This window comes from Streptomyces sp. NPDC017529 (assembly GCF_044329785.1).
Classification (GTDB): domain Bacteria; phylum Actinomycetota; class Actinomycetes; order Streptomycetales; family Streptomycetaceae; genus Streptomyces.
Genome location: NZ_JBIRJY010000006.1, coordinates 195,355 through 212,785, shown reverse-complemented (window position 1 = coordinate 212,785; position 17,431 = coordinate 195,355). Strand labels below are relative to the sequence as shown.

The window sequence follows — 17,431 nt, the reverse complement described above, 5'->3', positions numbered from 1 at the left end:
ATGAGTCCCACGGACGCCCGGACGCCCGTTTCGCCACCGACACATTCTCTGCACGGCGCACCCTTCCGCACCCCACCCACGAGACGAGTCGCCCCATCGGTGACCCGGCAGCCATCGGAAGGGAACAGTCAACAGGCAGCCGCAGCTCCGGCCCGTACCGCCAGCACTCCGTCCTGGCCCGGGACACCGGCTCGCCCCTGACCTGCCACACGGAAGCCGGAGTTCAGTACTTCGGCCCGACGTGCGCGTCCATGAGCGCCACGGACGCTTTCTTCGCTACGGAGATGTTGAACGGATCGCTGCCGCGGGCGAGCGTCGTCCATTCGACGCCCACCTTCGTGAGGGTGTCCGAGTAGAGCTTGCGGATGTCGTCGGACTTGTTGGCGAACAGGTAGCGCGGGTACTCGTAGCGCTTCTTCTGCCCGCCGACCGTGCGTGTCGTCCAGTTCGTGATGCGGCACCCGTCGGAGTGGAAGAGGCCGCGAACGAATTCCCAGGGATGGGTGTCCACGATGCGTTGTTGCCATGCTTCCAGCACGATCGGCCGGTGGTGCTTCTTGCCGTCACCGTGCTGCGGGAACAGGCACCAAAGGTGCTTGGAGTACACCTTCACGTTGTGACAGCCGGTTCGGCGGACCCGGCATACGGAGTTGTCAGGGAAGACCGCGGACATCGCGGCTTCGCATGCGTCCATGAGGCCGGGCCATGTGTCGCTGCAAGCAATCATGAGGCTCGGGACGCGATGCCCGGAGCACTGGATGATGTGGCCGTCACCCAGGTAAAGACCTAAGAGGTAGGAATAGGCGGAATCGTCGAGGGAACGGCCATCACACCGCGGGCATGCTGATCGGTGTGAACCGGGGCATTGACCGCGCTTGGCGCGGTCGGTGTGTCGCCAGTAGCTGACGGTGCCGAGGGGGATGCCCAGGGCGCGCGCGATATCGGCGTTCCTGGACCCGGTTCGGAACAGGGAGAGGACTCGCTCGCGCGTCTCGATGTCGTACACGAAGTCGAGCGTGGCCGGATTCTTGCCGTTCCGGGCTCAATCAGGACGCGTTCACCGGAGCGAGTGAAGATCGCCCGCCGGAGGCTGGCCTTTGAATCTAAGGTAAAGTGCCCCGGGTGGGACTCGAACCCACACTGAATACCTTTTGAGGGTATCGTCTCTGCCGATTGGACTACCGGAGCCCCTGCGTTCGGAAGGTTACCGTATCCCCTCCGTGCCTCAAAGATACAGGAGCTAGGTAGGCTCATGGGGCACCACCTGCCTGGAACGAGGAGACCCGTGAGCGCCGCCGAGCCCGAGCAGCCCGTCGCCGACGACGATCAGTCGCATGTCCCGCCGCAGACGACCCGTGTGGTCATCGCCGAGGACGAGGCCCTCATCCGTCTCGATCTCAAAGAGATGCTGGAGGAGGAGGGCTACACCGTCGTCGGTGAGGCCGGGGACGGCGAGAAAGCCGTGGAGCTGGCCCGGGAGCACCGTCCGGATCTGGTGATCCTGGATGTGAAGATGCCGAAACTCGACGGGATCTCCGCCGCCGAGCGGATCGCCGAGGAGAGCATCGCCCCGGTCCTGATGCTCACCGCGTTCTCGCAGCGCGAACTGGTGGAGCGGGCGCGGGACGCGGGGGCCATGGCGTACCTCGTCAAGCCGTTCAGCAAGAGCGACGTGGTGCCGGCCATCGAGATGGCCGTGAGCCGCTTCACGGAGCTGAAGACGCTGGAGAAGGAGGTCGCCGACCTCACCCAGCGGCTGGAGACCCGCAAGCTGGTGGACCGGGCGAAGAGCATTCTGCAGACCCAGTACGGGCTGACCGAGCCTGCCGCCTTCCGCTGGATCCAGAAGACGTCGATGGACCGCCGGCTGTCCATGCAGCAGGTCGCCGAGGCCGTCATCGAGGACGCCGAGGAGAAGAAGCAGAAGAAGGAGAAGGAGGGGAAGGAGTAGGGGTTTCCCTTCCCCGAGGGCTGTGCCGGTCGCTGACCGGCACAGCCCTTCTTCGTGTCGGGGCGCCGCTCAGTCCTCCCCCAGATACGCCTTCCGTACCGACTCGTCGTGCAGGAGTTCCTGGCCGGTGCCGGACAGGACGACGGTGCCGGTTTCCATGACGTGGCCGTGGTCGGCGAGGGAGAGGGCGGCCTGGGCGTTCTGTTCGACGAGGAGGATGGTGGTGCCCTGGGCGCGGAGTTCGCGGATGGTGTCCATGATCTTCTGCATCATGATGGGGGACAGGCCCATGGAGGGCTCGTCCAGCATGAGGAGTTTGGGGCGGGACATCAGGGCGCGGCCCATGGCGAGCATCTGCTGTTCGCCGCCGGAGAGGGTGCCGGACGCCTGGCGGCTGCGTTCGCCGAGGATGGGGAAGAGTTCGTAGACGCGCCGGATGTCGGCCTCGATGCCGGCCGGGTCCTTGCGCAGGAACGCGCCGAGCTTGAGGTTTTCGGCGATGGTCAGGCGGGGGAAGAGGCGGCGGCCTTCGGGGGAGTGGGCGAGGCCGCGTTCGACGATCTTGTGGGCGGGGACGCCGTCGAGCGGCGCTCCGTCGAAGGTGATCTTTCCGGCGAGGGGTTTGAGGAGGCCGGAGAGGGTGCGCAGGGTGGTGGTCTTGCCGGCGCCGTTGGTGCCGATGAGGGTGACGACCTGGCCGGCGCCGACGGAGAACGAGATGCCTTTGACGGCTTCGATCTTGCCGTAGGCGACGCGCAGGTCCTCCACCTGGAGGAGTGGGGAGGGGGAGGAGGTCGCGGTCATCGGGGGTCTCCTTCCGGGCCGGAGGGCCCGGGTGCGGCGGGGCCGTGGTCCGCGGCGCGGGCCTGTTCCTCCGCCGCGCGTACTTCGGCGGCTTCCTCGGCGCCGGGCGCGTCCTCGAAGGGCGTGCCGAGGTAGGCGGCGACGACGCGTTCGTCGGCCTGGACGACGTCGGAGGTGCCTTCGACGAGTTTCTCGCCCTGGACGAGGACGGCGACGCGGTCGCAGAGGTTGAAGATGAAGCGCATGTCGTGCTCGATGACGAGGACGGCGGTGCCTTGGTCGCGGATGGCGAGGACGAGGGCCTGGGTGGCGCGGGTCTCCTGGGGGTTCATGCCGGCGGTGGGTTCGTCGAGCAGGAGGAGGGCGGGTTCGCTGGCGAGGGCGCGGGCGATCTCCAGCTTGCGCTGTTCGCCGTAGGGGAGGTTGCGGGCGAGGTGGTCGCGTTTGGCGGCGAGGCCGGTGAACTCCAGGAGTTCCATGGCGCGTTTTTCGGAGGTGCGTTCGGCCTTGCGGAAGCCGGGGCCGCGCAGGAGGGCGGACCAGAGTCCTTCTTTGGTGCGGGTGTGGCGTCCTACGAGGGTGTTTTCGAGGACGGTCATGTTGGCGAAGAGGCGGATGTTCTGGAAGGTGCGGGCGACACCGGCTTTGGTGACGAGGTGGGGTTTGCGGGAGAGGCGGTTGCCTTGGAAGCTGACGGCGCCTTCGGTGGGGGTGTAGAGGCCGGTGAGGCAGTTGAAGAAGGTGGTTTTCCCGGCGCCGTTGGGGCCGATGAGGCCGACGATCTCGCCGGCCCGGACGGTCAGGTCGACGCCGCGTACGGCGGTCAGGCCGCCGAAGCGCATGGTGACGCCGGTGGCTTCGAGGACGGCGCCGGCGGTGCTGGTGGGTGTGGTCATGGTGTCGTCACGCCTTCACCGAGGCCTGGCCCCCGTCGGGCAGGCGCGTATCGGGTACGTCGAGCTGGCCGGTCTCGTGGAATTCGAGCTGTTTCCTGCGGTCGGGGATCAGGCCCTCGGGGCGGAAGCGCATGAGCAGGACGAGGGCGAGGCCGAACAGGAGCAGCTGGTAGTCCTGGAGGAAGTCGAGTTTGGCGGGGATGAGGAAGAGCAGGGCCGCGCCGACGAAGGGGCCGGCGAGGGTGCCCATGCCGCCGAGGATGACGGCGGCGAGGAGGAACGCGGAGTTGGGCGGTGTGGGGCCGGCGAACTGGAACTGTTCGGGGGTGGCGGTGGTGACGACGTGGACGTGGACGGTGCCGGCGAATCCGGCGAGGGCGGCGCCGAGGGCGAAGGCGAGCAGGCGCAGCCGGAAGCTGTTGATCCCCATCGCGATGGCGGCGGTCTCGTCCTCGCGGATGGCGATCCAGGCGCGGCCGATGCGGGAGGCGGCGGCGCGGCGGAAGACGAGGACGACGACGGCGGTGACGAGGATCATCAGGAGGTAGTAGTTGCCGTAGGTGGCGATGGTGAAGCCGAGGATCTCGTGGGGTTGGCCGAAGTTGAAGCCGAAGATCTCCAGGTTGGGGACGTTGGGGATGCCCATGGCGCCGTTGGTGACGTCGGGTCCCGTGGTGCCGTTGAGGTTGAGCATGGCGATGCGGAAGATCTCGCCGAAGCCGAGGGTGACGATGGCGAGGTAGTCGCCGCGCAGGCGCAGGGTGGGGGCGCCGATCAGGACGCCGAAGACGAGTGAGGCGGCGGCGCCGGTGAGCAGTGCGGCCCAGAACGGGAAGTGCAGGCCGAGGGCGGATTCGGGGCTGCCGGAGACGAGGGCGGCGGCGTAGGCGCCGACGCCGAGGAAGGCCACGTATCCGAGGTCGAGGAGGCCGGCGAGGCCGACGACGACGTTCAGGCCGAGGGCGACGGTGGCGAAGATGAGGATGTTGGCGCCGATGATCGTGTACTGGTCGGTGTCCTGGGTGAGCGGGAAGCAGGCGGCGGCGGCGAAGGCGGCGGCCAGCGCGACGCCGCGGTGCCGGGCGGTGATGCCGGTGAGGCGGCCGATGAGCCCGGCGCGGTGCAGGGCGGGGACGGCGAGCGCGATGAAGATCAGGTAGCCGACGAAGGGCGGGCCGTCCTCGGCGTCGATGCCGTACGTGAAGGCGTAGAGCCCGGCGCCGAACGCGGCGGCGATGACCAGGATCTCGGCCCAGGAGGGCAGTGGGCGGGCGGGCTTGCGCAGGGGGACGGGGGCCAGGGCGCCGGTGAAGCGGTGCCAGGCGCCGGGCGGCGGGCCGGTCTCCGGGCCTTCCGCTGCGGTGCGGTCGGCGGGCAGGCCGAGGGCGCCGAGGAGGGTGACGAGGGCGGCGGCGCCGGCGAGGAAACCGCCGGGGTCGAGGTTGACGAGGCCGCCGAGTCCGACGGCGATGGCGCCGAGGGTGAACCAGGTGACGGCGAAGGTGGCGAGGGCGGCGAACAGGACGGGGGCGTTGCGGCCGGCGGGGGTGAGCCAGCCGAGGCCGCGGACGCCGAGGCCGGAGAGGGCGAGCAGGAGGGTGAGGACGCTGCCGGCGAGGGTGATCAGCTGGAGGCCGGCGGGGGAGCCGTAGTAGGTGAGGTCGCCGGGGAACTCGCTGCTCCAGGTCCAGGCGAGGGCGGTGGAGGCGGCGGTGGCGAGGGCGGCGGCCGCGGTGGTGGCGCGGGCGCCGCGTTCGGGGAGGGGCAGGACGCCGGGGCGGGGGTGCGGTGTGGTGCCGGGGGTCTGCGCGCCGCCGTTGCCCGCGTTGGTGGGTGGAGTGGTCATCGCTATCACGCCCGATCCGCGACGCGTTCGCCCAGCAGGCCCTGTGGCCTCAGGAGGAGTACGAGGATGAGGAGGACGAAGGCCCAGACGTCCTTCCAGGCTCCGCCGCCGAACTGCTGCATGCCGGGGATCTCCTCGACGTAGCCGGTGGCGAGCGCTTCGGCGACGCCGAGGACGACGCCGCCGAGCATGGCGCCGTAGATGTTGCCGATGCCGCCGAGGACGGCCGCGGTGAACGCCTTGAGGCCGAGGATGAAGCCCATGCGGAACTGGACCTCGCCGGTGCGCAGTCCGTACGCGACGGCGGCGACGCCCGCGAAGGCGGCGCCGATGGCGAAGGCGAGCACGATGATCCGGTCGGTGTTGACGCCCATGAGTTTGGCGGTGTCCGGGTCCTGGGCGGTGGCCTGCATGGCGCGGCCGCTGCGGGTGCGGGCGACGAAGAAGCCGAGGCCGATCATGCAGACGGGGGCGGCGACGAGGACGAAGATGTCGCCGCGCTGGACGGTGGCGCCCAGGATGTCGAAGGAGTCCCCCTTGAACTGGGGGAAGACGCGGGCCTTGTTGCCTTCGGGGTACCACTTCCAGACGGCTTGCTGGAGGGCGATGGACAGGCCGATGGCGGTGATGAGGGGGGCGAGGCGGGGTGCGCCGCGCAGGGGCCGGTAGGCGAAACGTTCCGCTGCCACGCCGACGAGGACCGAGACGGCGACCGCCCCGATGAGCATCAGCGGCAGGGCGTAGAGGAGGGAGACACCGGACGGCAGGGCGAGGAAGACGGTCAGCGCGCCGAAGCCGCCGACCATGAAGATCTCGCCGTGGGCGAAGTTGATGAGCTGGACGATGCCGTAGACCATCGTGTAGCCGATCGCGATGAGTCCGTACATCGCGCCGAGGATGAGTCCGTTGGCCAGCTGTTGCGGCAGTTCGTTCACCGCAGGGCCTCCGTGGGGTGGGAAGACGGTACGGGCGGTGGCGGCAGCCCGCGTGCCGCGGTCGGCGCGCCGGGGCGTTCGTGGCGTCCTGGCGCGGCCCGGGGGCACTGGCCGGTGTGGTGGTGCGGCGGGGTCCGGCGGGCCCGGGGCCGTGTACGGTCCGGGCCCGCCGGTCTCGGCGGGACGTGGTCAGCCCGTGAGGCTCAGCTCTTGCCGGCCTTGTCGAACTTCTTGAACTCCGCGCTGAAGCGGGCGACCCACTTGCCCTGGTCGACCTGGTAGGCGGTGATCATGGTGTTGGTGGTGTCGCCGTACTTGTCGAAGCCGACATGGCCGGTGACGCCGTCGAAGGAGACCTTGTTCATGGCGTCGACGACCTTCTTGCGCGCGTCGCCCGGCAGCTTGCCGCCGTTGTCGCCGACGACCTTCTTGACGGCCTGGATCAGGGCCCAGGTGGCGTCGTACGAGGAGCCGCCGTACGCCTCGTAGCGGTCCTTGTAGCCGGCGGCCTTGTAGTCGGCGATGAACTTCCTGGCGGACTCCAGCTGTTCGACGGGCTTGCCGACGGAGGAGGCGTAGTCGCCCTGCGCCTTCTTGTTGAGCTTGATGTAGTCGGCGCTGTACATGCCGTCGCCGCCCATCAGGGGGACGGTGACGCCGCCGTCCTTGAGCTGCTGGCTCAGCGGCCCGGACGCGGGGTACTCGCCGCCGTAGAAGACCACGTCGGGCTTGGCGGCCTTGACCTTGGCGACGACGGCCTTGAAGTCGCGGTCCTCCGGGTTGACGTGCTCGGAGCCGACGACCTTGCCGCCCAGCTTGGTGAACTGGGTCTTGAAGGAGGCGGCGAGGCCCGCGCCGTAGGTCTTCTGGTCGTCGATGACGTAGGCGTTCTTGAACTTGGCCTTCTCCCAGGCGAACTGACCGTCGAAGGCGCCCTGCACCTCGTCGGTGGTGGCGGTGCGGAAGTAGGTGGAGAACTGCCGTACGCGCTTGTTCTGCTTCCAGTCCTTGCCCTGGGTGAGGTCGGGGGTGGTGTTGGCCGGGGATATCAGGGCCACGCCGTTCTGCTCGGCGACCTGCTGCATGGACTGGGCGACGCTGGAGTTCAGCGGGCCGACGATGCCCAGGACGTCCTTGTCGCCGGCCAGCTTGGTGGCGTTCTGCTGGCCGACGTTGGCCTGCGCCTTGTCGTCGAGCGCCTGGAGTTCGAAGCTGACGCCCTTGACCTCGCCGGCCTTGTTGGCGTTGTCGACGGCGAGCTGGGCGGAGTTGCGGATGCCCAGGCCCAGGGCGGAGAGCTCGCCGGTGACGGGGGCGTCGAGCCCGATGGTGACGGTCGTCTTCGAGCCCTCGCCGCCCTTCTTGTCGTCGTCGCCGCGGGAGCCGCATGCGGAGAGTGTGAGGGAGCCTGCGGTGACCGCGGTGGTGATGATGAGCAAGGAACGGTGACGCACGATCAGTCCTTTCCCTGGCGCGGTCGGTGCGCGTCGCACGACCGTTTCGCGCGCCGGGCTGTACGAGTGGTACAGGATCCGTGCTGGGCGCGCCCGGCGGCGCGGTGACTGGCGGTGACTCTAGAGCGGTGCCGGGTGACCTGACAGCGGCGCTGACCAGGATGTGACGCTCTTGTTATGACCGTCGATGAGCATTTTGCCCTCATGGTCCTTACATCGGGCGCGGACGCCGGGCGGAGTCCGAACTCGCACTTCCCGCAGGGGATTTGGGGGCGATCTTGGCCCCGGCGTCCGCATACCGGATGTGACGCGCGGGACGGGTGCGGAACCGGTGGGGCAGCGGCAGGTCTGCGGCGGGGATGCCGTCCATGCGGGCTACGGAGCGTTATGGGGCCCGTGGCGTACGCCGGCGCCACGCGGGAACGACGGCGGCCCCGCCCCCCGGCCAGGGAGCGGGGCCGCCATGGCGCCCTCCGGGCGCGCGGGACTCAGCCGCGGTACGCCGACGCCTCCACGTCGCGCAGCACGCAGGTCAGCCGGGCGCTGCAGACCCGCTTGCCGTCCTCGTCGGTGATGGCGATCTCGTAGGTGGCCGAGGAGCGGCCGCGGTGCACGGGGGTGGCGACGCCGGTGACCAGGCCCGAGCGGGCGCCGCGGTGGTGGGTGCAGTTCAGGTCCACGCCGACCGCCAGCTTGGTGGGGCCGCCGTGCAGCATCGCGCCGACCGAGCCGAGGGTCTCGGCGAGCACCGCGGAGGCGCCGCCGTGCAGCAGCCCGTACGGCTGGGTGTTGCCCTCGACGGGCATGGTGCCGACGATGCGCTCGGGGGCGGCCTCCAGGACCTGGACGCTCATGCGCGTACCGAGATGACCCGCGGAGAACAGCGAGGCGAGATCGAGGCCGAGCCCGGCCCACTGGTCGATGATCTCCTGCGGAAACCTGGTCGCGCTCTGCTCGCCCATGTCCTGCGGCTCCGTTCGTGTGCCCGTGGTGGCGGTGCGGCGTACCGGCGCTGAGCCGGTCCGGCGCCGGTCGTTGAGTCGTGCACGTTCTTATCAGGCTACCGATCAGGCGTACGGGCCGGGGCTGGGACCCCGGCCCGTACGGCCGTGTGCGCGGTCGCCGCGCTAGCTCTGCGGAGCCGTCGGCTCCAAGCGGATGACCAGCGACTTGGAGGCGGGGGTGTTGCTGGTGTCGGCGGTGTGGTCCAGCGGCACCAGGACGTTGGTCTCCGGGTAGTACGCCGCCGCGCAGCCGCGCGCGGTCGGGTAGTGGACGACGCGGAAGCCGGGCGCGCGCCGCTCCGTGCCGTCGGTCCACTCGCTGACCAGGTCGGTGTACGAGCCGTCGGCGACGCCCAGCGCGCGGGCGTCCTCGGGGTTGACCAGGACGACGCGGCGGCCGTTCTTGATGCCCCGGTAGCGGTCGTCGAGACCGTAGATCGTGGTGTTGTACTGGTCGTGCGAACGCAGCGTCTGGAGGAGCAGCCGGCCCTCGGGGAGCTTCGGGTACTCGACGGGCGCGGCCGTGAAGTTGGCCTTGCCGGTGGCCGTGGGGAAGCTGCGCTTGTCGCGCGGGGCGTGCGGCAGGGCGAAGCCGCCGGGGCGTGCCACCTTGGCGTTGAAGTCCTCGAAGCCCGGTACGACGCGGGCGATCCGGTCGCGGATGGCGCCGTAGTCCTTCTCGAACTCCTCCCAGGGCGTACGGCTGTCCGCGCCCAGCGCGCGGCGGGCGAGGCGGGCGACGATGGCGGGCTCGGAGAGCAGGTGGGGGCTCGCGGGCTCCAGCCGGCCGCGGGAGGCATGCACCATGCCCATGGAGTCCTCGATGGTCACGAACTGCTCGCCGCCCGCCTGTACGTCGCGCTCCGTGCGGCCCAGGGTGGGCAGGATCAGCGCGCGGGCGCCGGTGACCACGTGCGAGCGGTTGAGCTTGGTGGAGACGTGGACGGTCAGCCGGGCGCGGCGCACGGCGGCCTCGGTGACGTCGGTGTCGGGGGTGGCGGAGACGAAGTTGCCGCCCATCGCGAAGAACACCTTCGCCTCGCCGTCGCGCAGGGCGCGGATGGCCCGTACGACGTCCAGGCCGTGTTCGCGCGGCGGCGCGAAGCCGAACTCCTTCTCCAGGGCGTCCAGGAAGGCGGGGGCGGGGCGCTCGAAGATGCCCATCGTGCGGTCGCCCTGCACGTTGCTGTGGCCGCGCACGGGGCAGACGCCGGCACCGGGGCGGCCGATGTTGCCGCGCAGCAGGAGGAAGTTGACGACTTCCTGGATGGTGGGGACGGAGTGCTTGTGCTGGGTCAGGCCCATCGCCCAGCAGACGATCGTGCGGCGCGACTGGAGGACCATTTCCAGCGCGCGCTCGATCTCCTGGCGGGTCAGGCCGGTGGCGGCGAGGGTCTCTTCCCAGTCGGTGTCCGCGCGCGCCGCCGCGGCGAACTCCTCGAAGCCGTGTGTGTGCTCGGCGATGAACTCGGTGTCGACGGCGCCCTCGGTCTCCAGGACGAGACGGTTGAGCGTACGGAAGAGGGCCTGGTCGCCGCCGATGCGCACCTGGAGGAAGAGGTCGGTCAGGGCGGTGCCGCGCCCGGCGAGGCCGCGCGGGGTCTGCGGGTTCTTGAAGCGCTCCAGGCCCGCCTCGGGCAGCGGGTTGATCGAAATGATCTTCGCGCCGCCCGCCTTGGCCTGCTCCAGGGCGGAGAGCATCCGGGGGTGGTTGGTGCCGGGGTTCTGCCCGGCGACGATGATCAGGTCGGCCTTGTACAGGTCCTCCAGCAGGACGCTGCCCTTGCCGATGCCGATGGTCTCCGTGAGCGCGGAGCCCGAGGACTCGTGGCACATGTTGGAGCAGTCGGGCAGGTTGTTCGTGCCGAACTCGCGCGCGAAGAGCTGGTAGAGGAAGGCGGCCTCGTTGCTCGTACGGCCGGAGGTGTAGAAGACGGCCTCGTCGGGGGAGCCGAGCGCGGCCAGCTCCTCGCCGATGATGTCGAAGGCCCGCTCCCACGGCACGGGCACGTACCTCTCGGCGCCCTCGGCGAGGTACATGGGCTGGGTCAGCCGCCCCTGCTGGCCGAGCCAGTAGCCACTGCGTTCCGCGAGGTCGGAGACCGGGTGGGCGGCGAAGAAGGCGGGGGTGACGCGGCGCAGCGTCGCCTCCTCGGCCACGGCCTTGGCGCCGTTCTCGCAGAACTCGGCCGCGTGCCGGTGCTCGGGCTCGGGCCAGGCGCAGCCGGGGCAGTCGAAGCCGTCCTTCTGGTTGACGCGCAGCAGGGTCAGGGCGGTGCGGCGCACGCCCATCTGCTTCTGTGACACCCGCAGCGCGTGGGTGATGGCCGGCAGGCCCACGGCGTAGTGCTCGGGGGGCGTGACCTCGGGCGAGTCCTGGACGGGATCCGAAGCGGGCGGCTTGCCTGCCATGGCGCTCTCCCTTGAGCCGGGTGCGGTGCGGAGGGGTACGGCGCCGCCGGGCCTGCCGGGCGGCGATCGGTGCCGTGTACAGAATTTTGTCACGGACGGCTGACGGCGACGCCGCCGCGGTCGTCGCGGCGGGGATTGTCAGTGGGGCGTGGCAGGATCGGGGTGTGGCAGCAAAGGCAGCGAAGAAGAGCGAAGCGACCGGCACCGATGCGGTGGAGGGCGGCCGTCCCCGGCTGCTCTTGATGGACGGGCATTCCATGGCGTACCGGGCGTTCTTCGCCCTGCCCGTGGAGAATTTCACCACCGCCACCGGACAACCGACCAACGCGATCTACGGCTTCGCGTCGATGCTCGCGAACACTCTGCGCGACGAGGCGCCCACGCACTTCGCGGTGGCCTTCGACGTCTCGCGCAAGACCTGGCGCTCCGAGGAGTTCCCCGACTACAAGGCGAACCGCTCCAAGACCCCCGACGAGTTCAAGGGCCAGGTCGAGCTGATCGGCGAGATGCTGGACGCGATGCGCGTCAAGCGCTTCGCCGTCGAGGGCTTCGAGGCCGACGACGTCATCGCCACGCTCGCCACCCAGGCCACCGCCCAGGGCTTCGCGGTCTCCATCGTCACCGGCGACCGGGACTCCTTCCAGCTGGTCAGCGACGACGTCACGGTCCTGTACCCCACCAAGGGCGTCTCCGAGCTGACCCGCTACACGCCGGAGAAGGTGCAGGAGAAGTACGGCCTGACCCCGGCCCAGTACCCCGACTTCGCGGCGCTGCGCGGCGACCCGTCCGACAACCTGCCCGGCATCCCCGGCGTCGGCGAGAAGACCGCCGCGAAGTGGATCAACCAGTTCGGCTCGTTCGCCGAGCTGGTCGAGCGCGCCGAGGAGGTCAAGGGCAAGGCCGGGCAGAACTTCCGCGATCACCTGGACGCGGTCAAGCTCAACCGCGTCCTGACCGAGATGGTGCGCGACGTGGAGCTGCCCTGCGGCCCCGCCGAGCTGGTGCGCGACGCCTACGACCGCACGGCGCTCACCGTCTTCCTGGAGGGCCTGGAGATCCGCAACCAGGGCCTGCGGGACCGCCTGCTGGCCGCCGACCCCGGCGCCGGGGAGGCCGGGGACACGGCGCCCGCGCCCGCCGACGTCGAGATCGACGGCACGGTCGCCGCCGCCGGCGAGCTGGCCCCCTGGCTCGCCGAGCACGGCCGGAAGCTGCTGGGCGTCTCCACCGTGGACACCTGGACGGTCGGCAGCGGCAGCGTCGCCGAGGTCGCCCTCGCCACCGCCGAGGGCCCGGCCGTCTGGTTCGACCCCACCGAGCTGGACGAGGCCGACGAGCGCGCCTTCGCCGCCTGGAGCGCCGACCCGGCGAGCCACAAGGTGATGCACAACGTCAAGGGCCTGATGCGGGTCTTCGCCGAGCACGGCTGGAGCATCGACGGCGTCACCATGGACACCGCGCTCGCCGCCTACCTGGTCAAGCCGGGGCGCCGCTCCTTCGCGCTGGACGCCCTGTCCGTCGAGTACCTGGGCCGCGACCTGGCCCCGGCCGCCGAGAGCGACGGCCAGCTCGCCTTCGGCGCCGACGACCGCGCCCAGGCGGACGCCCTGATGAGCCAGGCCCGCACGGTCCTGGACCTCGGTGCCGCCATGACCACCAAGCTGGACGAGGTGGGCGCGGCCGGTCTGCTGCGCGACCTGGAGCTGCCCACCAGCGTGCTGCTGGCCCGGATGGAGCGGGCCGGCATCGCCGCCGACCGCGGCTGGCTGGAGCGCATCGAGCAGCAGTTCGCCGCCGCCGTCCAGCAGGCCGTCCAGGAGGCGCACGCGGCGGCCGGGCACGAGTTCAACCTCGGCTCGCCCAAGCAGCTCCAGGAAGTCCTCTTCGGCGAGCTGGGCCTGCCCAAAACCAAGAAGACCAAGACCGGTTACACGACCGACGCGGACGCCCTGGCCTGGCTCGCGGCCCAGACCGAGAACGAGCTCCCGGTGATCATGCTGCGCCACCGTGAGCAGGCCAAGCTGCGCACGACGGTCGAGGGCCTGATCAAGACGATCGCCGCGGACGGCCGCATCCACACCACCTTCAACCAGACGGTGGCCGCCACCGGCCGGCTCTCCTCCACCGAGCCGAACCTGCAGAACATCCCGGTCCGCACGGACGAGGGCCGCGCGATCCGCCGCGGCTTCGTGGTCGGCGAGGGCTACGAATCCCTGCTGACCGCCGACTACAGCCAGATCGAGCTGCGCGTGATGGCCCACCTCTCCGAGGACGAGGGCCTGATCGAGGCGTTCACCTCCGGCGAGGACCTGCACACCACGGTCGCCTCCCAGGTCTTCTCGGTCGCCAAGTCCGAGGTCGACCCGGAGATGCGCCGCAAGATCAAGGCGATGTCCTACGGCCTGGCGTACGGTCTCTCGGCGTTCGGCCTCTCCCAGCAGCTCGGCATCCAGCCCGACGAGGCCCGCCGCCTGATGGACACCTTCTTCGAGCGGTTCGGCGGGGTGCGCGACTACCTCCAGGACGTCGTCGACAAGGCCCGCGCCACCGGCTACACCGAGACGATCATGGGCCGCCGCCGCTACCTCCCCGACCTGAACAGCGACAACCGCCAGCGCCGCGAGATGGCCGAGCGGATGGCGCTGAACGCCCCCATCCAGGGCACCGCCGCCGACATCGTCAAGCTGGCGATGCTGCGGGTCGACGAGGCGCTGCGGGCGGCCGGCCTCACCTCCCGGATGCTGCTCCAGGTGCACGACGAGATCGTGGTGGAGGTGGCGCCCGGCGAGCGCAAGAACGTCGAGGAGCTGGTGCGGCGCGAGATGGCGGGAGCCGTGGAGCTGCGCGCGCCGCTGGACGTGTCGGTCGGCTCCGGCGGCGACTGGGAGTCGGCGGCGCACTGACCCGGCGGCGCACCGGCCCCGCGCGGTCGCGGACGGCCGCCCGGGGCCGTCCGCGACCCCGGACGACCGTCTACGGCCGGGTGCCGGAGCGGTCGTACGCGGCGCCGCGCCCGGTCCGTGGCGGGCGGGCGCGGCGGTGCAGGAGCCGTACCGCCACCGCGTACAGCGGCAGTCCGAGCGCGAGACCGGCGCCCGCGCCGAAGAGCACGGTCGGCACGTAGTCGAACCACGTCACCGTGGCCTCCCCGTATACGGCGCGGGCCCGCAGCGTACGGTGCACGGCCCCGGCGAGCAGGCACAGCGCGAGCAGCGCCACCGCCAGCAGCCGCCGCCCGCCGGTCAGCACCGGCAGCCCGGCCGGTGCGGCGGCCTCCGGTATCCGCCGCGCCGCGGTCCACAGGAACCAGCCGAGGACACCCAGGGCCAGCGCCGACGTGCCGTACTGGACGTACGTGCAGAGGGGGAAGCCCGCGACGGCCTCGTTGAGGACGGGCAGCAGCCGCGTGCCCCAGCGTCCCTGGTGCGTGAAGGCGTCCCAGACGATGTGGGTCAGGGAGCCCAGCACCGCGGAGACGTAGAACCACGCGAGCGTGACGGGCACGGGCGGCGCGCCCGCCGCCCGCCGGGGGCGGCCGCGGACCACCGCGTACACCCTGCCGCGCCAGGCCGCGGGCAGCAGCGCCACCAGGGGCTCGCGCAGCAGGAGCCAGGCGGCGACCAGCAGGGCGGTGATCAGCGCGTCCACTGTGAGGACGCCGGGGACGCCGTGCGTGAAGTCGCCGAAGAGCATGGCGCCGGGCACGACGGTGTCCGCGAAGTAGGTGACGTCCGGCGCGAAGGAGCCGGCCACGAGGGCCGACGCGATCAGCGGTCCGCGCGCCGCCCCGGTCCGGCGCAGGACCGGCAGCACCGCGGCGGCATGGCTGAGTGTGAACGGCATGACCCTCTCCCTGATCGTTTAGGATCAGTATGTCTGGCGTTGGGAGCAGTGGATGCCCGCCGGAAGTTGTCGTAGTGTCACGTGAGTTGGGAGCGCCGGGGGGCGCTGCACGGCGCCGTGCGCGCGGTGGATCAACACGAGGGGACGGGCACAGATGGCAGCCACATTCGGGCGGCGGCTCCGCAAGGGAGCGGCATCGACGGCGGTCGCGGCACTCGCGCTCGCCGCCCTGACCGCCTCCCAGGCCCCGGGGGCCGCCGAGAGCAGGGCCAACAGCGCCAAGGAGCCGTCCCCCGGGGGCGAAACCCCCATCGACGGCGGCTCGCCCTACTACACCGACCTGCCGCCCCTGCACAGCCCCGTACCGCCCGGCAGCACGCAGGGCCCGGGGCCGATCGCCACCGGCCCCGCCGAGGCCGGCATCCCCGCCACCGTCCTGGACGCGTACAAGAAGGCCGAGGCCCGGGTCGCCCAGACCGACCCCGGCTGCCGGCTGCCCTGGCAACTGCTCGCCGCCATCGGCAAGGTGGAATCCGGTCACGCGCGCGGCGGAGCCGTGGACGCCGAGGGCACCACCCTCCAGCGGATCACCGGCCCGCAGCTCAACGGCAAGGGCTTCGCACGGGTCACCGACACCGACAAGGGCGTCTTCGACGGCGACACCACGCACGACCGCGCGGTGGGCCCGATGCAGTTCATCCCTTCCACCTGGTCCAAGGGCGGCCCCGGCGGGACCGGCTGGGGCGCCGACGGCAACGGCGACGGCAAGAAGGACCCCAACAACATCTACGACGCCGCCCTCGGCGCCGGCCGCTACCTCTGCGCCAACCACCGCGACCTGTCCGTTCAGCGCGACCTGGACAAGGCCGTCCTCGGCTACAACCCCTCCCGGGACTACCTGAACGTGGTCATGTCCTGGCTCTCGTTCTACCGCAAGGGCACCCACGAGGTCCCCGACGGCAAGGGCCTGCTGCCGGTGGGCCGCGGCGGAGCCGGCAGCGGCTCCACGGGCGCGGGCCCCACCCCGGGCCGTACGACCGTGCCCGGCAACCGGCCCGGCACCGGCGGCCAGGGCACCAAGCCCACCCACCCCGGCACCGGCAAGCCCGGCGGCCCCGGCGACGGCGGCAGTACGCCATCGCCGAAGCCCAAGCCCAAGCCGAAGCCGCCGACGACCGACCCCGGCACGCCCACGCCCAAGCCGCCCACGCAGCCCCCCACCAAGCCGCCGACCAAGCCCGCCGAGGTCACGGCGCTGGAGCGGACCGGAGCCAAGGACATCACGGCCACCGCGGGCGAGGACTTCGCCGGGCCGGTGGGCGTACGGGCGAAGGACGCCCAGGGCAAGCCGGTCGCGGGCGTCCCCGTCGAGTTCCGGGTCGTCGGCGCCACCGGCGCCCGCTTCCCCGGCAAGGCCGACCACGTCACGGTCACCACCGGCGCCGACGGCACCGCCACCGCGCCGAAGCTCAGCGCCGGCGACCGCGCGGGCAGCTTCACCGTCCGGGCGACCGCGCTGGGCCGCCACCTGCCCGCCACCGACGTCGCCGCGACCGTCAAGGCCAAGCCGGCGCCCGCCCCCAAGGCCGACGCGCTGGCCCGCACCTCCGACACCGAGCTGACGGCGAAGGCCGGCACCTCCTTCGCCGCGGGCGCCGTCGAGGTCAAGGCCACCTACCGGGGGAAGACCGCCGCGGGAGTGGCGGTGACCGCGACGATGGTCACCGACGACCCGAAGCAGCCCGTGGAGAACGACCAGGGCCCGTACTTCCAGGGCACGGGCGAGGACAAGGACGAGCAGGTCCGCACCCTGACACTCAAGACCGGTGCCGACGGCCTGCTCAAGCTGCCGGAGATCCGTACCGACGCGCACGCCGGCACGTACCTGCTCCGCCTCACCACCGCCGACGGCGCCGTACTGACCGTCAAGCTGACCGTCACGCCGTAAGCGCCACGCACCGCGACCACCGCCGTCCCGCTCCCGCCGGAGCCGGGCGGCGGTGCCGTTCCCGGCGGCCCGGTGCGCCGTCGGCGCGACCTGTTCTCATCCGCGCCGCCCGTTGCTACGGTGCCCCTCCGTCCCTGACGCCCTGTCAGCCCACCGGAGCCCACCGGCCGGTCCGTACCGGAACCCCTCGGGAGGCCGAGCATGCGCGCACTGGCAGCCGCCGCGATCGGACTGGCCGCGGCCCTCGCCCTCGTCCTCGCCATGACGGCGGCCGGCGCGCCCGGCGGCGAGACCTCTCCCGAACCGTTGCGCACCACGGTCCCCGCACACCCCTGAGG

Annotated in this window: 13 protein-coding genes and 1 tRNA gene; 4 read left to right on the top strand and 10 right to left on the bottom strand. The window is 71.3% G+C overall.

What is annotated here, in order from left to right:
* Positions 1-223: 223 nt before the first annotated feature.
* Both ACH4K4_RS17955 and ACH4K4_RS17950 read right to left on the bottom strand, forming a co-directional pair.
* Positions 224-997, bottom strand: a complete 774-nt coding sequence (locus ACH4K4_RS17955; protein WP_398168693.1) for a helix-turn-helix domain-containing protein — start codon at positions 995-997, stop codon at positions 224-226.
* A gap of 117 nt (positions 998-1,114) precedes the next feature.
* A tRNA-Leu gene (locus ACH4K4_RS17950) sits at positions 1,115-1,188 on the bottom strand.
* A gap of 64 nt (positions 1,189-1,252) precedes the next feature.
* On the opposite strand from ACH4K4_RS17950, the gene ACH4K4_RS17945 reads away from it, so the two are divergent.
* Positions 1,253-1,951, top strand: coding sequence for an ANTAR domain-containing response regulator (locus tag ACH4K4_RS17945; protein ID WP_398168284.1), 699 nt, complete (start codon positions 1,253-1,255; stop codon positions 1,949-1,951).
* Between the two features lie 69 nt (positions 1,952-2,020).
* Here ACH4K4_RS17945 and ACH4K4_RS17940 read toward each other — a convergent pair whose 3' ends face one another.
* The 7 genes from ACH4K4_RS17940 to ACH4K4_RS17910 form a co-directional block, all read right to left on the bottom strand.
* Positions 2,021-2,755: an ABC transporter ATP-binding protein gene (locus ACH4K4_RS17940; protein WP_398168282.1), complete on the bottom strand. Its 735-nt coding sequence runs from the start codon at positions 2,753-2,755 to the stop codon at positions 2,021-2,023.
* On the bottom strand, positions 2,752-3,651 hold the full coding sequence (locus ACH4K4_RS17935; protein ID WP_398168280.1) for an ABC transporter ATP-binding protein: 900 nt from the start codon (positions 3,649-3,651) through the stop codon (positions 2,752-2,754). Before ACH4K4_RS17935 ends, ACH4K4_RS17940 begins: the two co-directional genes overlap by 4 nt.
* Before the next feature lie 7 nt (positions 3,652-3,658).
* Positions 3,659-5,497 carry a branched-chain amino acid ABC transporter permease gene (locus ACH4K4_RS17930; protein WP_398168279.1) on the bottom strand — a complete coding sequence of 613 codons (1,839 nt, stop codon included), beginning with the start codon at positions 5,495-5,497 and terminating at the stop codon, positions 3,659-3,661.
* Between the two features lie 5 nt (positions 5,498-5,502).
* Positions 5,503-6,432, bottom strand: coding sequence for a branched-chain amino acid ABC transporter permease (locus tag ACH4K4_RS17925; RefSeq protein ID WP_398168277.1), 930 nt, complete (start codon positions 6,430-6,432; stop codon positions 5,503-5,505).
* 203 nt (positions 6,433-6,635) lie between these two features.
* Positions 6,636-7,871 (bottom strand): branched-chain amino acid ABC transporter substrate-binding protein, encoded by a 1,236-nt coding sequence (locus ACH4K4_RS17920; RefSeq protein ID WP_398168692.1) that lies wholly within the window; start codon positions 7,869-7,871, stop codon positions 6,636-6,638.
* Between the two features lie 503 nt (positions 7,872-8,374).
* Positions 8,375-8,848, bottom strand: a complete 474-nt coding sequence (locus ACH4K4_RS17915; RefSeq protein WP_398168275.1) for a PaaI family thioesterase — start codon at positions 8,846-8,848, stop codon at positions 8,375-8,377.
* Between the two features lie 165 nt (positions 8,849-9,013).
* Positions 9,014-11,302: an FdhF/YdeP family oxidoreductase gene (locus ACH4K4_RS17910; protein WP_398168273.1), complete on the bottom strand. Its 2,289-nt coding sequence runs from the start codon at positions 11,300-11,302 to the stop codon at positions 9,014-9,016.
* A 164-nt stretch (positions 11,303-11,466) separates the two neighbouring features.
* Here ACH4K4_RS17910 and polA point away from each other — a divergent pair, with 164 nt between their 5' ends.
* Positions 11,467-14,205 (top strand): DNA polymerase I, encoded by a 2,739-nt coding sequence (gene polA, locus ACH4K4_RS17905; RefSeq protein ID WP_398168271.1) that lies wholly within the window; start codon positions 11,467-11,469, stop codon positions 14,203-14,205.
* Between the two features lie 70 nt (positions 14,206-14,275).
* Here polA and ACH4K4_RS17900 read toward each other — a convergent pair whose 3' ends face one another.
* Positions 14,276-15,145, bottom strand: a complete 870-nt coding sequence (locus ACH4K4_RS17900; RefSeq protein ID WP_398168269.1) for a DUF4184 family protein — start codon at positions 15,143-15,145, stop codon at positions 14,276-14,278.
* A gap of 154 nt (positions 15,146-15,299) precedes the next feature.
* On the opposite strand from ACH4K4_RS17900, the gene ACH4K4_RS17895 reads away from it, so the two are divergent.
* Both ACH4K4_RS17895 and ACH4K4_RS17890 read left to right on the top strand, forming a co-directional pair.
* Complete coding sequence (locus ACH4K4_RS17895; protein WP_398168268.1) at positions 15,300-17,093, top strand: lytic transglycosylase; 1,794 nt, start codon at positions 15,300-15,302, stop codon at positions 17,091-17,093.
* Positions 17,094-17,294: 201 nt separating this feature from the next.
* On the top strand, positions 17,295-17,429 hold the full coding sequence (locus ACH4K4_RS17890; protein ID WP_398168267.1) for an SPW_0924 family protein: 135 nt from the start codon (positions 17,295-17,297) through the stop codon (positions 17,427-17,429).
* The last annotated feature ends 2 nt before the right edge of the window (positions 17,430-17,431 follow it).